18 protein-coding genes are annotated in these 18,926 nt (G+C 50.4%); all 18 read right to left on the reverse strand.

Annotated elements, in window-relative coordinates; all coding sequences use genetic code 11:
* Positions 1-14 precede the first annotated feature (14 nt).
* On the reverse strand, positions 15-2,114 hold the full coding sequence (gene flhA, locus JKP77_RS08765) for a flagellar biosynthesis protein FlhA (protein WP_218310805.1): 2,100 nt from the start codon (positions 2,112-2,114) through the stop codon (positions 15-17).
* A gap of 156 nt (positions 2,115-2,270) precedes the next feature.
* On the reverse strand, positions 2,271-3,395 hold the full coding sequence (gene flhB / locus JKP77_RS08770) for a flagellar biosynthesis protein FlhB (protein WP_218310806.1): 1,125 nt from the start codon (positions 3,393-3,395) through the stop codon (positions 2,271-2,273).
* A gap of 12 nt (positions 3,396-3,407) precedes the next feature.
* Entirely contained in the window at positions 3,408-4,190 is a 783-nt protein-coding gene (fliR, locus tag JKP77_RS08775) for a flagellar biosynthetic protein FliR (protein WP_218310807.1), read from the reverse strand.
* A 2-nt stretch (positions 4,191-4,192) separates the two neighbouring features.
* Complete coding sequence (gene fliQ / locus JKP77_RS08780; protein ID WP_218310808.1) at positions 4,193-4,462, reverse strand: flagellar biosynthesis protein FliQ; 270 nt, start codon at positions 4,460-4,462, stop codon at positions 4,193-4,195.
* Positions 4,463-4,471: 9 nt separating this feature from the next.
* Positions 4,472-5,239, reverse strand: a complete 768-nt coding sequence (gene fliP / locus JKP77_RS08785) for a flagellar type III secretion system pore protein FliP (RefSeq protein ID WP_218310809.1) — start codon at positions 5,237-5,239, stop codon at positions 4,472-4,474.
* Positions 5,229-5,645 carry a flagellar biosynthetic protein FliO gene (gene fliO, locus JKP77_RS08790; RefSeq protein WP_218310810.1) on the reverse strand — a complete coding sequence of 139 codons (417 nt, stop codon included), beginning with the start codon at positions 5,643-5,645 and terminating at the stop codon, positions 5,229-5,231. The genes fliP and fliO overlap by 11 nt, the downstream gene beginning before the upstream one ends.
* A 28-nt stretch (positions 5,646-5,673) precedes the next feature.
* On the reverse strand, positions 5,674-6,090 hold the full coding sequence (fliN, locus tag JKP77_RS08795) for a flagellar motor switch protein FliN (RefSeq protein WP_218310811.1): 417 nt from the start codon (positions 6,088-6,090) through the stop codon (positions 5,674-5,676).
* 26 nt (positions 6,091-6,116) lie between these two features.
* Positions 6,117-7,175, reverse strand: a complete 1,059-nt coding sequence (gene fliM / locus JKP77_RS08800; RefSeq protein ID WP_218310812.1) for a flagellar motor switch protein FliM — start codon at positions 7,173-7,175, stop codon at positions 6,117-6,119.
* A gap of 12 nt (positions 7,176-7,187) precedes the next feature.
* A complete protein-coding gene (gene fliL / locus JKP77_RS08805) occupies positions 7,188-7,712 on the reverse strand; it encodes a flagellar basal body-associated protein FliL (RefSeq protein ID WP_218310813.1) in 525 nt (174 codons plus the stop codon).
* A gap of 84 nt (positions 7,713-7,796) precedes the next feature.
* Complete coding sequence (locus tag JKP77_RS08810) at positions 7,797-9,899, reverse strand: flagellar hook-length control protein FliK (protein WP_218310814.1); 2,103 nt, start codon at positions 9,897-9,899, stop codon at positions 7,797-7,799.
* 350 nt (positions 9,900-10,249) lie between these two features.
* Positions 10,250-10,693 (reverse strand): flagellar export protein FliJ, encoded by a 444-nt coding sequence (gene fliJ, locus JKP77_RS08815; protein ID WP_218310815.1) that lies wholly within the window; start codon positions 10,691-10,693, stop codon positions 10,250-10,252.
* A gap of 4 nt (positions 10,694-10,697) precedes the next feature.
* Positions 10,698-12,032: a flagellar protein export ATPase FliI gene (gene fliI, locus JKP77_RS08820; protein ID WP_218310816.1), complete on the reverse strand. Its 1,335-nt coding sequence runs from the start codon at positions 12,030-12,032 to the stop codon at positions 10,698-10,700.
* Positions 12,025-12,807: a flagellar assembly protein FliH gene (fliH, locus tag JKP77_RS08825; RefSeq protein WP_218310817.1), complete on the reverse strand. Its 783-nt coding sequence runs from the start codon at positions 12,805-12,807 to the stop codon at positions 12,025-12,027. Before fliH ends, fliI begins: the two co-directional genes overlap by 8 nt.
* Positions 12,808-12,821: 14 nt before the next feature.
* The gene (gene fliG, locus JKP77_RS08830; RefSeq protein ID WP_218310818.1) at positions 12,822-13,862 is read right to left on the reverse strand and encodes a flagellar motor switch protein FliG; all 1,041 of its coding nucleotides are present in this window, start codon (positions 13,860-13,862) and stop codon (positions 12,822-12,824) included.
* An 11-nt stretch (positions 13,863-13,873) separates the two neighbouring features.
* The gene (gene fliF, locus JKP77_RS08835; protein WP_218310819.1) at positions 13,874-15,571 is read right to left on the reverse strand and encodes a flagellar basal-body MS-ring/collar protein FliF; all 1,698 of its coding nucleotides are present in this window, start codon (positions 15,569-15,571) and stop codon (positions 13,874-13,876) included.
* A gap of 12 nt (positions 15,572-15,583) precedes the next feature.
* A complete protein-coding gene (gene fliE / locus JKP77_RS08840) occupies positions 15,584-15,913 on the reverse strand; it encodes a flagellar hook-basal body complex protein FliE (RefSeq protein ID WP_218310820.1) in 330 nt (109 codons plus the stop codon).
* A gap of 224 nt (positions 15,914-16,137) precedes the next feature.
* Entirely contained in the window at positions 16,138-17,481 is a 1,344-nt protein-coding gene (locus tag JKP77_RS08845) for a sigma-54-dependent transcriptional regulator (protein WP_218310821.1), read from the reverse strand.
* Entirely contained in the window at positions 17,478-18,626 is a 1,149-nt protein-coding gene (locus tag JKP77_RS08850; protein WP_218310822.1) for a sensor histidine kinase, read from the reverse strand. The genes JKP77_RS08845 and JKP77_RS08850 overlap by 4 nt, the downstream gene beginning before the upstream one ends.
* Positions 18,627-18,926 lie beyond the last annotated feature (300 nt).

Here is an 18,926-nt window from a genome sequence, read left to right on the forward strand (position 1 = left end):
CGCCGGGTGTCAGATTATTGACCCACAGAGCTGACAATTTTTATCTGTTTGTCGTCCGGTACTTCCTGATAAGACAGAACATGTAATCCGGCGACAGAATATTTTAAGAAGCGTGACAACACAGGGCGTAACATGCCGGATGTCAGCAATACCGCGGGCTCACCCGCTAACTCTTGCTGCTGACTGGCCTGCTGCAGCGACTGCTGTAGCTTGTCGGCCAGCCCCGGTTCGATGCCTGCGCCATCTTCACCGCCTGCCTGAAGCGACTGGTGCAACATCTGTTCCAGTTCTGGTGCCAAAGTAATGACAGGGATCTCTTTACTGCCAGCTGTGATTTCCTGAACAATAAGGCGTTTAAGCGAAATACGTACCGCTGACACCAGAACATCAGGATCCTGACTCTTCGGCCCATACTCACTTAAGGTTTGAACAATGGTGCGCATATCGCGGATAGGAACCCCTTCAAACAGCAACGTTTGCAGTACTTTCACTACCGTACTTAATTGCAGGATGTCCGGTACCAGGCCTTCCACCAGCTTCGGATTACTTTTCGCCAGCATATCCAGAAGCTGCTGCACTTCCTCGTGACCTAATAACTGATACGCATTATTGGTGAGCAACTGACTTAAGTGAGTAGCGACTACCGTGGCAGCGTCAACCACGGTATAACCCAGTGTTTGCGCGTGCTCACGTTTATTCGGTTTAATCCATACAGCATCAAGGCCAAATGCAGGATCTTTAGTAGCTGTGCCTTCCAGCTTTCCAAATACCTGCCCCGGGTTAATAGCCAGCTCTTCATCATGGCTGATTTGCGCATCGCCAATGTTTACACCCAGCATGGCGATGGTATATGCGTTTGGATCTAAATCGAGGTTATCGCGAATGTGAACCGGCGGGATAAGAAAACCCAGCTCCTGCGAAAGCTTTTTACGTACCCCTTTAATGCGGGTTAACAGCTCTCCGCCCTGAGATTTATCCACCAGCGGGATCAGGCGATAGCCCACTTCCAGTCCAATGGTGTCGACTTGCTGCACATCGTCCCAGCCAAGTTCTTTCACTTCCGGCGCCGCGCCTTCCTGCTTTTCCAGGCTGGTAGAAGGTGCCGGCGCTTCTGCCGCTTTTTTAGCTTGCACACCTTGCCAATACGCATAGCCTGCCGCTATTGCTGCAAAACTCAAAAACGCAAGATGTGGCATGCCCGGAATAATACCCATGACAAATAACACGCCGGCAGCAATATACAGCGCCTGTTGGTTGCCCAGCTGGGATTGAATCTCTTTCCCCATCTCCTGGTTTTCATTCTCACGCGTCACGATAATGGCGGTGGCAACCGAGAGTAGCAGCGACGGAATTTGCGCAACCAGGCCGTCACCGATTGTCAGTATTGTGTATACCTCAATAGCGTTGCCGAAACTGAGGTCGTGCTGAATCATACCGATGAACAGGCCGCCCACGATATTAATCAGCATAATGAACAGGCCCGCAACCGCGTCCCCTTTCACAAATTTCGACGCACCGTCCATCGAGCCGTAGAAATCCGCCTCAGCGGTTATTTCTTCGCGTCGCTGACGCGCCTGGTCCTGGTCGATATAGCCAGCATTCAGGTCGGCATCAATCGCCATTTGCTTACCTGGCATAGCATCAAGGGTAAAGCGAGCACCCACTTCTGAAATACGGCCGGCACCTGCGGTAACCACTTTGAAGTTAATAATCAAGAGGATGGCAAAGACCACGACACCAACAGCATAGTTGCCACCGATAACGACTTCACCAAAGGCTTCGATGACCTTACCGGCAGCATCGCCTCCCTCGTGCCCGTACAGCAATACGACCCGCGTAGAGGCGACATTCAGCGCCAGCCGGAGAACGGTCGCGATAAGCAACACCAGAGGAAAGATACCGAAATCAACAGGACGCTGAGTAAACACCGCCACCAGAATGATGACCAGTGATAATGCAATATTGAAACTAAAGAGCACATCCAGAAGAAAGGGCGGCATTGGCAGGATAACCATGCCCATGATGGCAAGCAAAACAATCGGCGCACCGAGCCCACTTGTCACGTTTTGCAACCGGCTTTTATCGAATCGCTGCAGGTAACCTGATAACACCATCGCGTTTTATCTCACTATCAGAATTTTGACACTTACTGCCTGTCTGAACGAGATAGTACAACTACCGTGCCAGCTTGATTTTGATTACCAAGGAAATTTATTTAGGCCTAACTATCAACACGTTACAAGCTCTCCCCTCTGAGCTGGGTGCGACAGCTAGCGTCTGTATTCCGGCGGTATGGGAAGGTCACGTTTCAATGGGCGCGGACGCTTGCCTTTACCCGAACGGTAAGCTTTAAGCTGATAAACGTACGCGAGGATCTGTGCGACAGCCATAAACAGTTTTTGAGGCACTTCCTCATCAACTTCAGTGGAGTAATAGATTGCCCTTGCCAGCATTGGGGAAGGAATAAGCGGTACATCATTGGCGGTAGCAATTTTTCTGATATGCATCGCAAGTTCATCCACGCCTTTCGCCACCACAACAGGGGCGCGACTGCCATTATCATCGTACTTAATAGCGACCGAGAAATGGGTAGGGTTTGTGACAACAACGTCAGCATGTGGGACTTCCTGCATCATTCGCTTGGCAGCAGCCTGATACTGGAGGCGACGGATACGTCCTTTAACCTGGGGGTCCCCTTCAGCATTTTTACGCTCGTCCTTGACCTCCTGCTTGGTCATTTTCATTTCTTCTTTGTGTTTATGGATCTGGTATGGCACGTCAATAGCCACAATGGGCAACATACCCAGAACTAATATGAAGAACGCCCACTCCAGCATATCCAGCGCGTGGAATATATTCCCTGGATACAATTCCATGTCCAGATGCAGCGCTTCATCACGAAAGATAAATAAGGCGATAAGGGCCATTGCCGCAATCACAAAGAATTTGGCGATAGACTTGATTAGTTCTACCAGTCCGTTCATACCGAACATGCGCTTAAAGCCAGATAATGGATTCATTTTACTGGCTTTCGGTTTAGCTGACTCCCAGGTGAAGTTGTACCCGCCAAGGGCGACAGAACCGTAAATCCCGGCAATCATAGCGACCGTCATATAACTTAATACCGGAAAGCTGATATTCGAAATGGCTTCCCCCCACGCAGAAAACATGTGGGTCACGTCATAGGTTTCATCCCGGGAAAGAATAAACGAGCGACGGGTAACCATATACACGGCTTTGGCAATGTAGCCGCCGACCACCAGAAACATCAGCGCACTGACAATAAGAACCAGTGCGGTAGATAACTCACGGGATCGCGCCAGCTGCCCTTTTTTTCGGGCATCATCGAGTTTTTTACTCGTGGGGTCTTCTGTTTTTTCGTGAGCGTCAGCCATCTATCACTCTCCTTACGACGGGCAAATGCGAAGCAATTCGCACATAAACTGCTGAGCCCGTGCCCACTGTTGTTCAAAGTGGCTGGTAAAGTTATCCATGGTTATCCAGATAATAATTAACCCCATGACCTGAGCAATGGGAAAACCAATACTAAAGATGTTCAGCTGTGGTGAAGCTTTGGTCATAACCCCGAAAGCCAGATTCACAATCAGCAGCGACACAATGGGTGCTAATGATAATGTCAGCGCTGAAACAAACATCCATCCGCCCCAGTGAGCAATTGATCGCAATTGGTCACCACTAAACCATTCTGCGCCAATGGGAAAGGCTTCAAAGCTCATCACAATCATCTGGATCATCGACAGGTGCCCGTCCATCGCCCAGAAGATAAGCGTAGCCAGAATCAGATAAAACTGCCCCACCGCCGGTACGTTAATGCCGTTTACCGGGTCAACGATGGAGGCAAAACCCAGACCGGTCTGCATGGCGACTACCTGACCTGCCAGTACAAAGGTGTTTAGCACCATCATCGATACAAAACCGATGGCGATACCAATTAAAAGCTGCTGAATGCCCAACACAAACGTTCCCAGGTTTACCATGTCGGTGACTGGCGATGGCGGCACCACGGGCATAATCACCAACGTAAGCATAATCGCCAGTAACGCGCGAACCGGAGGAGGAATGGATTTCGCACTTAACCCAATCATGGCGGCAAACAGCCCACTGATGCGCATGAAGGGCAACAGCATATCTGCCAGAAACTGGTTTATCGTGCTTAATTCATATTCCATGATTAGCCAACAACCTGAGGGATTAACTCAACCATGTGATAGAAGTAATCCATGAGTTGCTGAACCAGCCAGTTGCCACCCCAACTTAAAGCCAGAAGCGTGACCACCAGACGAGGCAGGAAGCTCATGGTTTGCTCGTTAATGGACGTCGCGGCCTGAAATACCGCAACAATCAGGCCCACTATCAAACTGGGAACAATCACTGCGGAAACCAGTAAGATAACCATAAACATGGCTTCACGCAGAATTTCAACAAAGACCTCGGGTGACATACCGCTCTCCTAGACGCCCATGCCGAAACTGGTAGCCAGCGTGCCGAAAATCAGGTTCCAGCCATCCACCAGCACAAACAACATCAGTTTAAATGGCAGCGATACAATCATTGGAGATAACATCATCATACCCATGGCCATTAGGATTGAGGCCACAACCAGATCAATAATCAGAAACGGAATGAACAACATAAAACCAATTTGAAAAGCGGTTTTCAGCTCACTGGTCACAAATGACGGGATCAGAATCGTCAGCGGAACGTCAGCGGGATCCTGGTATTTATCCTCTTCACCGGCAATACGAACAAAGGTTTCAAGATCCGTCACGCGAGTCTGCGATAGCATAAATGCACGCATCGGCCCCTTGGCCTCTTCTAATGCATCTTTTGACGACATTTCCTCAGCCAGATAAGGCTGCAGCGCCCTTTCATTTATTTCATCAAACACCGGTTTCATAATAAACATGGATAAAAACAGGCTGATGCCGATGAGAATCTGGTTTGACGGTGATTGCTGCAGACCGATAGCCTGACGAAGAATTGACAGTACAACGATGATGCGGGTAAATGACGTCATCATCATGATAAAAGCCGGAATAAGGCTAAGCGCTGTCATAATAAACAGTGCTTGTAAGGACATGGTATAGTCCTGAGTACCGTCTGGGTTGGTTGTTACCGTCACCGCCGAAATTCCCTGTTGCGCCAAAGCAGGTTCACTACTTAGCGCGAACAGCGCCAGCACAACACCCAGTAAACGAAGAAAGCGACTACTTGTCATGTGCTGTCTCCTTGATGCTGGGGTTAAGCTTTCCTGCCATAGCGGCTACCAGTTTTTGCTTAAACTGATCGCCTTGTCCGCTCATCGCAGGTTTTGCAACATCCAGGTTTTTCTCAAGCTTGCCTAAGTGATTAATGTTATTTGCGGTTACCCCAATCAGGTGCTGCTCGTCGCCAACCTGGATAACCATCACCTTTTCCTTGGCGCCTGCCATCATGCTGGATACCACTTTCATTTGCCCATTCCCGGCATGAGTGACATTAAATCGACGCATGATGTACGCGAGCGCAAAAATAATCCCGACCACCAATAAAAGTGATAGGAAAATTGACACTACAGAGGTGGGGTTGGTGATAGATTGCGTGCTTTGTGCGCTGGCTAAAGGGGAGAAAGCAAGAGGCAACAATGCGCAACCTCCTGCTTTTAAAAGAGTTTTACCTAAGCTTTTTAATTCTTTCGATTTGACTAATAACATCCGTTAACCGAATCCCGAACTTGTCGTTGACCACTACTACTTCTCCATGAGCAATCAACGTGCCATTAACCAAAACATCTAATGGCTCACCCGCGACCCGGTCCAGTTCTACAACCGAACCCTGGTTTAACTGTAATAAATTTCGAATGCTAATCTGGCTGCGCCCCACTTCCATCGAAATAGTCACCGGAATATCTAAGATCGTATCCAGCTTTTTCTTTTCTTCGTTGCTAATGGGCGCATCGTCGGTGAGTTCGTCAAGTTCGGCTATTTTTACATCTTCGCCATCTTCACCTGCATTCTCACCATCTTCTTCAGATTCGGCCTGCTCTGCCATGGCAGCAGCCCAATCGTCCATACCATCTTCTTCACTCATAGGAATGCCTCATTTTCCAAACAACCTTACAGGTCTTCTTCGAGTACTTGCAGTTCCGCATCGTTATCGATGATTCGGCCACCACGTGTTAATAACTGTAGCTCAGATTTCACCGACGTTGGACGTGGGATCTTCTCTGTTATCTTCAGCGCCAGATTATCTCTGGAACGTCCCAGCTTGGCGCGAAAGGTGGGTAAGTCTTCAATCAGCACGGTGATGTATTCCGGCATATCGATAGGAATAATGTCACCCGGCCTAAATTCCATCACATCTTTCAGCGGTACATCTACATCCAGCATGTGCGTAGTTAAGGCTACCTTAACATCCATGATTTCGTCGCGAAGGGCTTTACTCCAGCGCAGGTCTGTATCTTCTTTATCGCTCTGTACACCGGCATCAAGCAGTTCACGAATCGGCTCGAGCATGGAATACGGAAGCGAAACGTGAAAATCACCACCGCCACCATCTAACTCAATATGAAACGAGCTGATAACGACAACCTCAGTGGGGCTGACGATATTTGCCATGGCCGGATTCACCTCTGAGTCGAGATATTCAAACGACACATCCATTACCGGTGCCCAGGCTTCTTTGTAATCTTCAAAGATGATTTTCAAAAGCATCTGGATGATACGACGCTCGGTTGGCGTAAATTCGCGGCCTTCAATTTTGGCGTGATAGCGCCCATCACCACCAAAGAAGTTATCCACCAGAATAAACACCAGTCTGGCTTCCATCGTAATAAGGCCGGTACCTTTTAACGGACGAAAACGCACCATATTCAGGCTGGTAGGTACAAACAGGGTATGTATGTACTCACCAAACTTAATCATCTGAATGCCGTTTATCGACACTTCCGCCGAGCGACGCATCATGTTGAACAGGCTTACCCGCATGTGTCGGGCAAAACGCTCGTTCACGATTTCCAGCGTCGGCATACGCCCACGCACTATCCGGTCCTGTGAAGAGAAATCATACTCCAACGCAGAAGCGTCGGAGGGCGAATCGCCAGCCTCTTCTTCTTCTACATCATCGACACCGTGAAGTAGCGCATCGATTTCGTCTTGGGATAATAAATCACTCACAGTTTTTTCCTGTTATTGCATGACAAAGCCGGTGAAAAGCACACGCTCAACCACATCTTTGCCGGTAATCTCATTCATCGCGCGCTGAACCTCTTCTACCGCCCGGTCTCTCAGCTCAATTTTCCCGGCTTCCGTCACCAGGTCATCAGCGTTTGCGGTACTGAAAATTTGCAGCAGGGTGCCTTCTATTAACGGAATATGCGACTTTGCTGTTTCTTCGTTATCGGAACCGCGCACTAATAACTGAACTTTTATCTGCACTAAACGGTCCCGGCCACTGCCCGGCACATTGAAAACAAACGGGCGAGGCATCGCAACATACAATGCGGTTCCCACCTGCGCATTTGACACTGGCGCCTGTTGTGCAGCAGACCCTTCTGCGGCAGCAAGCTGCTCTGCAGCAGGGGTATCATCACCGGAAAACAAAAAGAAGTAGGCGGCGCCGCCACCGACAACAACTACCACTGCAATAATGATGAGCATCATCATTTTGCTTTTCTTTCCGCCTTCTTCGATTTGTAACTCTTCTTCAGCCATAGCTAATCCCTAAAAATGCATTGGGCGTATTATCGGACTTCAGCTGCAAATGGCAATGCTGCTAAAGTCAAAGTCGATAAGTTTTTATGCATAGTAGTCAATTCCGCCCAGAGATTCACGACTAACTGGCTGTTCAATTATCTGCATGTCATCTTCTTCGACGCTTTGAGAGCCGCTGCCGGCAAACTGACCATCACCGTTTTCACCGGTTTCGCCCTGTCCACTGGATTGCTGCTGCACAAAGGATTCTCCAAGCTCAATGCCCTGCTCGGCAAGCATGTCGCGCAATCGCGGCGTGGCATCTGCTAACGCATCCCGGGCTTGCTGAGACTGCACCACGAAATTCACGCTGGCAGTATCACCCGACATATTTACCCTGACCTGCATACTCCCAAGCTCGGGGGGATCAAGACGGATTTCAGCCATCATATTGCGGGCACTCATCATCCAGCGAATTTTTTCATTCAGTTGCTGGAGTCCTTCGGCTTTCGTAATGTTCACCGGTTTGTCCATGCTATCGGCCTGATTCTGAGCCTTTGTCGCTTCATTGCGTACCTGAGTATTCTCCTGAATCATCGTATCAGCCGACGCAATCTGCGCAGCGGCACTCTGGTGTGCGGCGGAATGCGCGGTACTTAGCAATTGTTGCAACTGAGAAACCTGTTGCTCAGCCTGCGTCATCATTTGAGGGGTAACCGGAATATTGGCCTCTTTTACGGCATCCGCAATAATGGCTTTCAAATCAATACCTGGTTCGTGCCCCTGAGATAGCTGCGACTGCAACTCCTGTACGCCGGCAATCACAGCTTGCTTAACGGTTTGCTGTTGCTGATCACTGGCTGTTGGTGGAAGCAGAGCGACGACTTTATCAGCCAGTGACTGCGTAATTTTATTTTGTCCCTCATCAGACAGCTGCATCATGTCGTTTATAAGCCGACGCATGGCTGTTGCTTCTTCTCCAGCAGTGGTAGCGGTGTCACTCGCAACGCCAGGTTGCAGCGGAACGTCTGGCGTAACAACCGCTTTCTCCGTTCCCTCTTTCGCCGCCGCGATAATTTCGGTCTGTATCAGGTCCAGTAACAACTCGGCTTCTGTGTGCTGACCATTATCGGCGGCACTGTCAGAGGTCTCTCCTTTAAAGCTGGCTATCAAACCCTCGATATCAAGAGCAGCATCGCTGCCGCTGCCTGTGGCTTTAATATTACCGGTGTCTGCCTGGCTTTCCTGAGATGCCTTCAGAACGCCCGCTAATTGCGCAGCAAGTGCCTGAATTTTTTCGCTTACGTCAGTCTGCGAAGTCTCGCCGGCAACCTGTTGCTGATTTTGCGTTGTTAACAGTTCCGTCAGTTTCTCGACTATTGGCATTATCGGCAGGATTTCCTGCTTGCCGTCGCCGGGCTTCGGCTTGTCGGACTCATTCACTGACTTCACGATAGCCTCAGAAAGCGCAGCAATGTTGGCCTGCAACGTCGCCTCGTCTGGTATATCAGAACCACTTACCGCAGCGTTTTCTTCAGTCGGTACGACGTTAACATCGTCAGTGGTTTCACTGTCTGACACCGGGGATGGGATTACCGGAAGAATTTCACCATCATCGCCAGACTTGCCCTTCTCTACGGGCTTTTCAATAACGTCTCCTTTTGCCTGCCTCACTGCATCGATATGAGCAAGCCAGTCTACTTCCCCTTTCTGTGAGGCGAGCCACTCGTCCCAGGTCATTTTAACCTCTTTGGGATCCAGATTGACCAGATTGCCATCATCGGGAATGTCTGTCTCAGGATCGACAGGCATCGTGGTTTTTATGTCATCGTCGGAAATTGGCGCTTCCGCTTTTACTTTGACGCTTTCAGCATCCTGTCCGGCATTTGACGCGCTCACGCTATTTGATGATTTTGTGTTTTCACCGGATTGCCCTGCGCCAGCTTCAGGCTCGGCATGTTGCTTGTTGTTACGGGTTTCTGCCTTTTTCGCGTGGTCAGCATTAACCGCTTCCTGCCGCGTCTTTGCCGCCTGAATGGCCTCAGCAGATGATGAACCTGACGCAGGGCTTTTCTGGCTGGATGATTTTGCCTGTTGAAACATCGCGTCAAACGCGGAACCTTGTTCCCCATCGTTTTGAGCGCCTTTTTCAGCCTTACCTTTCAGAGCGGCAATTTCTGAACCAGAGGTGGCAACTTGTTGCATCATAATCCGAGTCCTGTAACCCTGCTTTTACGTCAGCTCACGGTTTTAGTGACCTGAACAGACTTAATGAATCAATACTAAGGAAGATAGAGCAAATATTGTTCCAACTAAGGGTTTATGGCTTCACTTACCCGCTGCCCCGACACACGCTCGCCCTATAAAGAAACAAAATACAAAAATGCGATAGAAATGTTCGAAAGCCAGTGAATGCGGCGCTGAATGGCAAAAGCGTGGCGCGCTTTGCTTTGAGGCGATAACAGAAAGAGCTGAACATATTCTGGCTGGAAAAACGTAAACGCAGAATACAAACACGACCACTTCCGCAATAATATTATTCTGAGATTGTAGGGCGGCTACCTGGCGTGAAAGCGACGAAAGAACGCGCGGTTGGCGTACTCATCAAGCATATTTTGTTCGCGGCGATTTTCAAGCTGCTCCTTTGCTTTGCGTTTTTTCTCTATCAGCAATTCCACCGCTTTGCACCGCTGCTGCTGCGCCAGCCACTGACGTTTGCGTTGATCGGCTGCCAGCGTGGCCTGTGAAACATACTGAGTTTGCTGTTCGCAGGCTTTGTCCAGCTTGCCGACAAACGAGAGATGCTGAGTATACTGCTTCGCGCCGACACCTGACTGGCCTGTCTGCTGGATATTCTTTATATAGTCGATACGGTATTGTTCCAGGCTGGATAATTTCTGGCGCTGTTGATTGACTATAGTTTGTGCCTGCTGAAATAACTGCGCTGCCTGCTGTTCTTTATCCCGTTCAAACCTGGCAACCCGCTCCAGTTGATTACTCATCTAGTTACCCTTTCCCTAGCCCGGACGCCAACGCATTCATACCCTCGAGACTTTCATCGTACGGCAGAATTTGCTTCATCCCCTGCTGCAGAAATGCATTAATTGCCGGTTCAGCACGAATTGCTAAATCGATGCGGGGATCTGAGCCCTTCGCATAGGCGCCAATGGCGATAAGATCCTGATTTTGTTTGTAGTTCGAATACACCTGACGAATGCGCCGGGCCTGCATCAGGTGTTCATCGCTAACGACTGCGGGCATTACCCGACTGATAGAGGCTTCAATATCGATAGCAGGATAATGCCCGCTGTCAGCCAGTGACCGGGACAACACCACATGCCCGTCTAATATGGCTCTTGCCGTATCGGCGATCGGGTCCTGCAAATCATCGCCTTCTGTCAGTACCGTATAGAATGCAGTAATCGAGCCCTGGCGTTCACTGCCATTTCCCGCCCGCTCCACCAATGCAGGTAAGCGAGCAAACACTGACGGCGGATAACCTTTCGTGGCCGGCGGCTCTCCCACAGCCAGCGCAATTTCACGCTGGGCCATGGCATAGCGGGTTAAGGAGTCAATCAATAACAACACGTTCATACCCTGGTCGCGAAAATACTCCGCCACCGTGACTGCCGTTTCGCAGCCTTTTAGCCGCATTAGCGGCGAGGTATCGGCAGGCGCGGCTACAACAACAGCGCGTTGACGCTCTTCCTCAGTAAGGATGTCGTGGATAAACTCTTTTACCTCACGTCCACGCTCGCCTACCAGACCAACAACCACGACATCGGCCTCGCTGCCTCTTGTCATCATACCAAGTAGCACGCTTTTTCCGACGCCACTGCCGGCAAACAGCCCCATACGCTGACCAACACCGACAGTGTTTAACGCATTTATTGCGCGCACGCCGACGTCCATCGGCTTTTCAATAGGACGGCGGGACAGCGGGTTAATTGGCGGTCGGGACGTAGGCACTCGGGTATCTGCCGCTACGGCACCCAGGCCGTCTAATGGCTGCCCGTTGCCATCAATAACCCGACCCAGTAACCCCATACCGACTGCCAGACCGCTTTCGCGATTCAGCGGTAACACCCGGCTTCCGGGCACAATGCCGCGCACCGCTTCTGTCGGCATCAGATAGGTGATGTCATCACCGAAGCCCACCACTTCGGCCTCAATTTCGCCCTCGATGGTTTGCACCAGGCACTGACTGCCAACCGGCATTTGACAACCCACCGCTTCCAGTGTCAGTCCAATACCGCGAACCAACTTACCGGCCGCAACAATGGGTGGCGCCGGCACCTGCTTTTGCAAATTATCAAGATAGCTGTGCCAGGGGCTACTCACTGTCCAGCCCCTGCTCTAACAGAAATTTATCCAGCACATCGCGGCATCGTCTTTCGATAGATACATCCACTGCATTTTGCGAGGTAGTAATATCGCATCCACCTTCCGCCATGCCAGGTGAGCCAACTAACTGCCAGCCCTTCGCTTTCACTTCTTCCTCACCAAAATGGGCGGTGACACGCGCCACATCATCAGGATGCATATGGATCTGGTATGCTGCTTCGTTTATGGGAAGTGCTTTTAAGCCTTCAGATAACGCCTGAAGAATAACGTCTTCACTGTTTTTTATTTCAGTGCGGATCACCGCGCGAGCCAGTGACACCGCCAGCTTTACTAATTGCTGTCGTGTTTCATCGTTAGCCTGGCTTAGCGGCGAGGTAAGCGCATCTGCGAGCATAGAAAAACGCTCGGTCTGTTCATTGATTTGCTGCTGGCCTTCTTCAAGTCCCTGCGCTTTTCCAAGCTCAAGTCCTTCTTCATAACCCGCATTTTTACCTTCTTCAAAACCGGCAGCACGCCCTTCCTCATGTCCCTGCGCTTTGCCATCTTCATAGCCTTCGTCCTGCGCAGCCTGTCTTATCGCCTCAATTTCTTCCAGCGTAGGAGGCAATATTTCCTCTTCTTCTTCGGGAGGTTCGTATTTCCAGTCCGAACGACGGTTCAGCGCATTGGTTCTTTTTGCCTCTTCGTCGCTCGGTGGGTTTTCAACAAAGGGCAAATCCCACGCTTTGGCGTCCTCTTGCTCTTCAATGGAGAACGGCTTTTGTTTGCTCATAAGTCAGGATGCCATTACAGGAATTCTTCACCGCCACCACCGCCAAGCATGATCTCACCAGAGTCAGCCAGACGACGTGCCACAGACAGGATCTCTTTCTGTGCGGTTTCGACTTCGGAGATACGCACGGGCCCAAGCGCTTCAAGATCATCGGCAAGCATTTCAGCCGCACGCTTAGACATGTTCTTCATGATCTTATTCTTCAGCTCTTCGTCGGCACCCTTAATCGCTTTAAGCAACGCGTCCTGCTGGACTTCGCGCAAGATAGCCTGAATACCACGGTCGTCCACATCCACCAGATTGTCGAAGACGAACATCAGGTCCTGAATTTGCTGACTCATTTCTTCGTCCTGCTCGCGGATAGCATCCATCAACTGACCTTCGATAGCCGTATCCAGGTAGTTCATAATATCGGCAGCAGATTTCAGGCCGCCCATTTTTGCTGCCTGTGTGCCGGCCTGACCGGCGAATTGTTTTTCCATGATCTCGTTGAGCTCCTGCAACGCCGCGGGCTGCACTTCTTCGAGGTTAGCGATACGCATTAACAGATCCAGTCGGACTTTTTCCGGGAACTGCGCCAGAATTTCGGCACTTTGCTCAGCCTCAAGATAAGACAACACAATGGTCTGGATCTGCGGGTGTTCGTTGCGGATTATGCTTGCCACCTGCTTAGAGTCCATCCACTTCAGTGAATCCAGTCCTTTCGCGCCGGTACCCATCATGATCTGATCAATCAGGTTAGCGGCTTTGTCTTCACCCAGCGCCGCCGTCAGGGCGCGCTTCACGAAGTCCTGACTCTGGAATCCGATAGTGCTGTAGTTTTGAATTTCTTCGATGAAATGTTTATGCACTGCCGTAATTTTGGCTTGCGTCATATCATCGACTTTGGCCATTTCAGAGCCTAATTTTTGGACCTGTTTAGGCTCAAGATGCTTCAGTATTTGCGCCGCATCTTCTTCCGACAAGCTCAGCAGCAGGATAGCGGCCTTTTCTACCCCTTCCAGTTTACTGACGTCGTATGTGGTTTCTTCCACTGTTGCTAATTCTTCAGCCATGGGCCTTATTCCTACTCATCTTGCATCAGCCAGCCTTTTACTACCTGCGCGGATAACTCTGGCTCATTGGCCACCAGCGCTCGTACGGCTTTCAATACGTCTTCATCTTTATGCAGATCCGGCAACATCAGCGAGCCATCCGAGGCAAAACCAACCTGCCCTTCGTCAAACTCCTGAGACAGCATACTAATGGTCTCATCACCAAGATCCAGCCCTTCATCAGCACTAAAGTCGTCACCGTCTTTCGTAGCATCCGGATGAATGAGTTTACGCAGCATCGGACGGATTACAAAGACAATCAATACAATGATTACCAGGCCGCCGATGACAAGCTTAAGTATAGGCAGGAATGCAGGTTGTTCCCAAAGCGGCAATTCCTCTACTTCACCCGTATCCATACGGGTAAATGGCACGCTCACCACTTCCAGCGAATCTCCGCGGGTAACATCGAACCCAATTCCGCCCTGCAGCAGGCGACGGATATTCAGCAATTCTTCCTGTGCCCGTGGCGATTGCGTGACGGTGCCATCATCGGCAGTTGTAGGTACATAATCTACAGCAACCGAGACGCTCAGGCGGCGGATCACACCGGTTTGTTTCTTAGTGTGACTGATGGTCGTGTCCAGCTCATAGTTACGCGTTGACTCTTTGGAGCTGCGGCCAGGAACAGGTTGCTGCGCGCCGTCCCCGATTGCGTTCTCGGGGATATTGGCATCCAGCGGCGGTTGATTAGACAACGCCCCAGGGATGCCACCGGCCACCGAACCCACGCTGTTTTCTTCTACCACCATCTCGCTGCGAACAGCTGGCAAATCAGGGTTATAGCTACGCTGAGTTTGTTCAAGCGCCGTGAAATCCATGGTGACATCGGCTTGTGCGGTATAGTTACCGATGCCAAGCACCGGAATAAGAATGGCGTCTATTTTTTCCAGATATTCGTCTTCGCGCTGGCGTTCTAACTCATATTCTTTACGGGCACGGGCACTCATCGAGTCCTGAGAGCCAGAGTTCAGCAGGCGGCCGTTGCTGTCAGTAACCGTGACTTTCGATGGCTCCATGCCCTGAACCGCTGACGCTACAATATCGACAACCGCATCGACTTCTTCACCTTTAATAATGGTGCCACGACTCGCGGTTAACACTACCGTCGCGGACGCTTTTTTCTCACGACGGGCAAATACGTTCTCTTTTGGCATCGCCAGCAATACACGGGCTTTTTGCACACTGGTCATCTCTTCGATGGTGGATGCAATTTGCTGCTCACGGGCATGCTTCAGTCGCTCCATTTCCAGGCGCTGACTGACTCCAAAACCCATGTCCTGCATAATGATATCAGTACCATTGCTGGACTCCCCTGAGATCCCCTGGCGGGTCATGCCAAGACGAATATCCTGAAACTGATCATTACGAACGTAAACGGTGTTGCCCTGCAACTGATAATCGATTTGATTGGCATCAAGGTAATCGAGCGTTTCAATAAGCTCCTGCGTTTCCATTTTAGCCAGTGGACGATAATCAGGCTCCTGCGCCCAGATAAGGATAAATACCGCGATGGCCACACAGATAACCAGTACCACAACCAATGCCATCTGACGCATCATGTCGGCACTGCCTAGCGTGTCCATAAATCCGGATTTATTTTCCGGTTCGTTGTCTGAGCCTGCTGCCTGATCGGCAACGGTCAGGTTTGTGCCTGTCGCTTCAGCCATGGGTTACTCCACTTAAACCGGCATATTCATAATAGTTTTGTAGGCTTCCAACACTTTATTGCGCACCTGTACAGTGGCTTCAAAGGCAATACCCGACTTTTCTTTTACCAGCATAACCTCGGCAAGACTCAATGAATTGTCTCCCATTTCGAAGCGTTGCTGGGCATCTTTAGATTCAAGCTGCATGGTATTCACACCGTCGATAGCGTTTTTCAACATATCGGAAAACTCGTTTGCCGACGGGTTTTGCTTGATGAGTTCCTGGGGCTCGTTAACCTGAAGACGAGTTTGCCCAATCATGCTTTGCATTTCCTGATACAAACTGTTGGCTTTCACGTCCATAACAACTCCTGGGGTAATGGCTGTCAGATTCTTGGCTGACATTTCACTGATAAGTGGACATCAGCAATTACCGCACCAACTTTAAAATCACTTTTAATTCAACGTGTTATAGTAGATGCCAAAAAAATGACAGCAGCGTATAACCGCGCAATAAAAAAGACCGCTTCTGCGGTCTTCTTGTTTACGTAATATCGCTGAGGTTTTTAGCCCAAAGCAGCTCACCATCACGCAGGTACGTCGATGCCGTCCTCGCGCATTTTTGCCAGTTTGTAGCGTAGTGTCCGCGGGCTTATCCCGAGCTTCTCTGCGACATCCTTGCGCTTTCCGTTACATATCTCCAGCGTATCCAGAATGATCTGGTGCTCCTGCTGACGAAGCTCTGATCCTAAACGGCTCGATTCTTCCACCGCAGACGGCTCTGGAGAGTGGCTGGCCAGTGATGCCGCCATATCAATCATCAAATCAGACGAATCGATACAGTTGTCTTCGCAGAGAATAAGCGCGCGTTGCACAACATTTTCGAGTTCACGTACATTACCCGGCCAGGTATATTGCGTCAGCTTATTGCGTGCTGCTGCACTGAGCTTAATCGTGCCCAGCTTCTGCACCTGTGCATGACGTGCAATCAGGTGTTCCGCCAATGGCACAATGTCGCCGGGACGCTGCGCCAGCGGTCGCCATACAATAGGAAATACATTCAATCGATAATAAAGGTCTTCGCGGAATTCGCCAGCTTCGACAGCTTGTCGTAAGTCGCGGTTACTGGTGGCAATCACCCGCACATCAAGTTGTACGGTTTTGCGTCCGCCTAGACGTTCGACTTCCCGCTCCTGCAATACCCGCAGTAGTTTAGCCTGCAGGCTTAGATCCATTTCCGTGATTTCATCCAGCAACAGGGTACCGTTCTGGGCCTGTTCAAATTTGCCCGGGCACGCCTGGACCGCCCCCGTAAACGCGCCTTTCTCGTAGCCAAACAAGGTTGCTTCAAGCATGTTCTCAGGAATAGCCGCACAGTTAATTGCCACAAACGGCTCTGCCGCACGAGGCGACTGATCGTGAATATAGCGCGATAAGACTTCTTTACCTGAACCGCTGGGACCCAGCACCATCACGGTAGCCTCAGATTTCGCGACTTTTCCTGCCAGTTTCAGTAACTCGATACTGCTGGGATCAGCGACTACCGGTGTCCGGCTTTCGACTTTCTGTGCCGGCGCATAGCGCCCAACCAGATTAAGCAACACTTCCGGTGCAAATGGCTTGGACAGGTAATCGGTAGCGCCGTCGCGCATTGCCTGCACGGCGTCATCAATAGTGGCATACGCGGTCATCAGCAGCACCGGCATTTGCGGCGACTTGCTTTTGATATTTTTCAGTAGAGACAACCCATTCATGCCGCCCATCTGAATATCGCTAACAACCAGATCCACCGACTGATTTGTCAGCAGCATCAGCGCGTCTTCGGCACTGTCCGCCGCAAGCACCTGGTAATCCGCCAGCAACAGTGTGTCGACCAGTGCTTCTCGCAGGCCGGCATCATCTTCAACGATAAGAATGGTGGTTTTGCTCATGAGTGAACTCCTGCATAACGATGCGGGTGACTGTCCTGCGCTGAGGCGCAAGGCAGAGAAACAGTAAAACACGCGCCCTGATCAGCCAGGTTCGCAACAGAGAGCTGGCCTTTGTGCGCGTTAATCACAGACTTGACCACAGCAAGTCCGAGCCCGGTTCCATGGGTTTTAGTCGTAAAAAAGGGTTCAAAAATCCGCGATTGCAGATCTGCAGGAACACCGGGCCCTTCATCACATACCGTAATGGCGACCTGGCCTTTCGCACATAACGCTTTTACCGTAATCGTGCCTGATTTCGCCGTAACCTGACTGGCATTATTAATCAGGTTAAGCAGTGCCCCCTGAAGCGCAGTAAGGTTGCCGGTGAAGGTAACGTCTGAATCGAATCCTTCCAGCCTGACGTTTTGCTCCGCCTGCTGTGCGATGGTTTGCGCGGTGGTGCGAATAGCCTCATCGATATCCTGCAAAGTCAGCGTAGTAACAACTTGCTCTTCACCGGATTTTGCAAACAGCAGCATATCGTTTACCTGACTTTCCAGCTCTTTCAGACGCGCAGAAAGTTTGTTGGCAAAATTATGCGACGCCTCTTCACCCAGCCCTTTACGGGTCAGGTTTGACGCATACAGCATGGCGGCAGATAGCGGCGTTCTGATCTGGTGTGCCAGCGAGGCTACCATCTTGCCTAACGAAGACAGGCGCTGCATATGACTGACTCTGGCCTGTAACTGACGGGTTTCTGTCAAATCCGTCAATACAATCAACTGGCCAGGCTCTTTTTCCAGCGGCGTAATGGATAACTTCACTCGACGGCCATCCGTCAGTGACACTTCATGACCGTCATCAGCACGCGGTTTAAACGAACGATGAATGATAGTTCGCCAGATCTGGCCTTCAAGCGGTTCTCCAAGAAGATCCCGCGCCTGGTCGTTTGCCTGTCGTACAATGCCGCGCCCATCAAGAACAATCACGCCTGCCGGCATAACTTTAAGTAAATGTTCAAGTCGGCTGGCCTGTTGACGCAAAGAGGCAATATCAGCAGATGACACATCCTGATTGCGCGGCGTTTGGTCATGACCGAACGCGGTGTACATCGAGTCGTCGTTGTCAAAATGTGTAGTGGCGCTAAGACTGCTATCGTATGCCATAGTATCCTCGTCAAAAAGCAGACGGCTTGCTTATGTCATAGTGGATAGCACGAGTCGTGCCAATTTAATTTTTAATATTTTTCATAAGGTTAGTGATAAATGGCGGTCACGGAATAACGTCAAAGATCCGACTTTCAAGGTTTTGAGGTGAGCAGCGTGCAGGCTTTTAAAATGATTGTCGCGTTCCGGAAACGCAGTGATAGTTGTTTTAAGAGGGAAACGGCAGTGTTCCGAAAACGACTTCAGCAGAAGGCGCTCACCCCACCCAAGACAAAAATAAGCGCGCTGACACCAAGCTTT

Origin of the sequence: Alteromonas antoniana, assembly GCF_019249295.1 — a bacterium.
GTDB classification, from domain to species: domain Bacteria; phylum Pseudomonadota; class Gammaproteobacteria; order Enterobacterales; family Alteromonadaceae; genus Alteromonas; species Alteromonas antoniana.

What these genes read in the sequence shown, in the direction of transcription:
- fliQ (WP_218310808.1), bottom strand. Translation starts at nt 4,462, where the DNA reads ATGTCACCCGAGGTCTTTGTTGAAATTCTGCGTGAAGCCATGTTTATG.
- fliG (WP_218310818.1), bottom strand. Translation starts at nt 13,862, where the DNA reads ATGGCTGAAGAATTAGCAACAGTGGAAGAAACCACATACGACGTCAGT.
- flhB (WP_218310806.1), bottom strand. Translation starts at nt 3,395, where the DNA reads ATGGCTGACGCTCACGAAAAAACAGAAGACCCCACGAGTAAAAAACTC.
- fliL (WP_218310813.1), bottom strand. Translation starts at nt 7,712, where the DNA reads ATGGCTGAAGAAGAGTTACAAATCGAAGAAGGCGGAAAGAAAAGCAAA.
- fliP (WP_218310809.1), bottom strand. Translation starts at nt 5,239, where the DNA reads ATGACAAGTAGTCGCTTTCTTCGTTTACTGGGTGTTGTGCTGGCGCTG.
- JKP77_RS08850 (WP_218310822.1), bottom strand. Translation starts at nt 18,626, where the DNA reads ATGGCATACGATAGCAGTCTTAGCGCCACTACACATTTTGACAACGAC.
- JKP77_RS08810 (WP_218310814.1), bottom strand. Translation starts at nt 9,899, where the DNA reads ATGATGCAACAAGTTGCCACCTCTGGTTCAGAAATTGCCGCTCTGAAA.
- fliE (WP_218310820.1), bottom strand. Translation starts at nt 15,913, where the DNA reads ATGGACGTGAAAGCCAACAGTTTGTATCAGGAAATGCAAAGCATGATT.
- fliR (WP_218310807.1), bottom strand. Translation starts at nt 4,190, where the DNA reads ATGGAATATGAATTAAGCACGATAAACCAGTTTCTGGCAGATATGCTG.
- fliH (WP_218310817.1), bottom strand. Translation starts at nt 12,807, where the DNA reads ATGAGCAAACAAAAGCCGTTCTCCATTGAAGAGCAAGAGGACGCCAAA.
- fliN (WP_218310811.1), bottom strand. Translation starts at nt 6,090, where the DNA reads ATGAGTGAAGAAGATGGTATGGACGATTGGGCTGCTGCCATGGCAGAG.
- JKP77_RS08845 (WP_218310821.1), bottom strand. Translation starts at nt 17,481, where the DNA reads ATGAGCAAAACCACCATTCTTATCGTTGAAGATGATGCCGGCCTGCGA.
- flhA (WP_218310805.1), bottom strand. Translation starts at nt 2,114, where the DNA reads ATGGTGTTATCAGGTTACCTGCAGCGATTCGATAAAAGCCGGTTGCAA.
- fliJ (WP_218310815.1), bottom strand. Translation starts at nt 10,693, where the DNA reads ATGAGTAATCAACTGGAGCGGGTTGCCAGGTTTGAACGGGATAAAGAA.
- fliF (WP_218310819.1), bottom strand. Translation starts at nt 15,571, where the DNA reads ATGGCTGAAGCGACAGGCACAAACCTGACCGTTGCCGATCAGGCAGCA.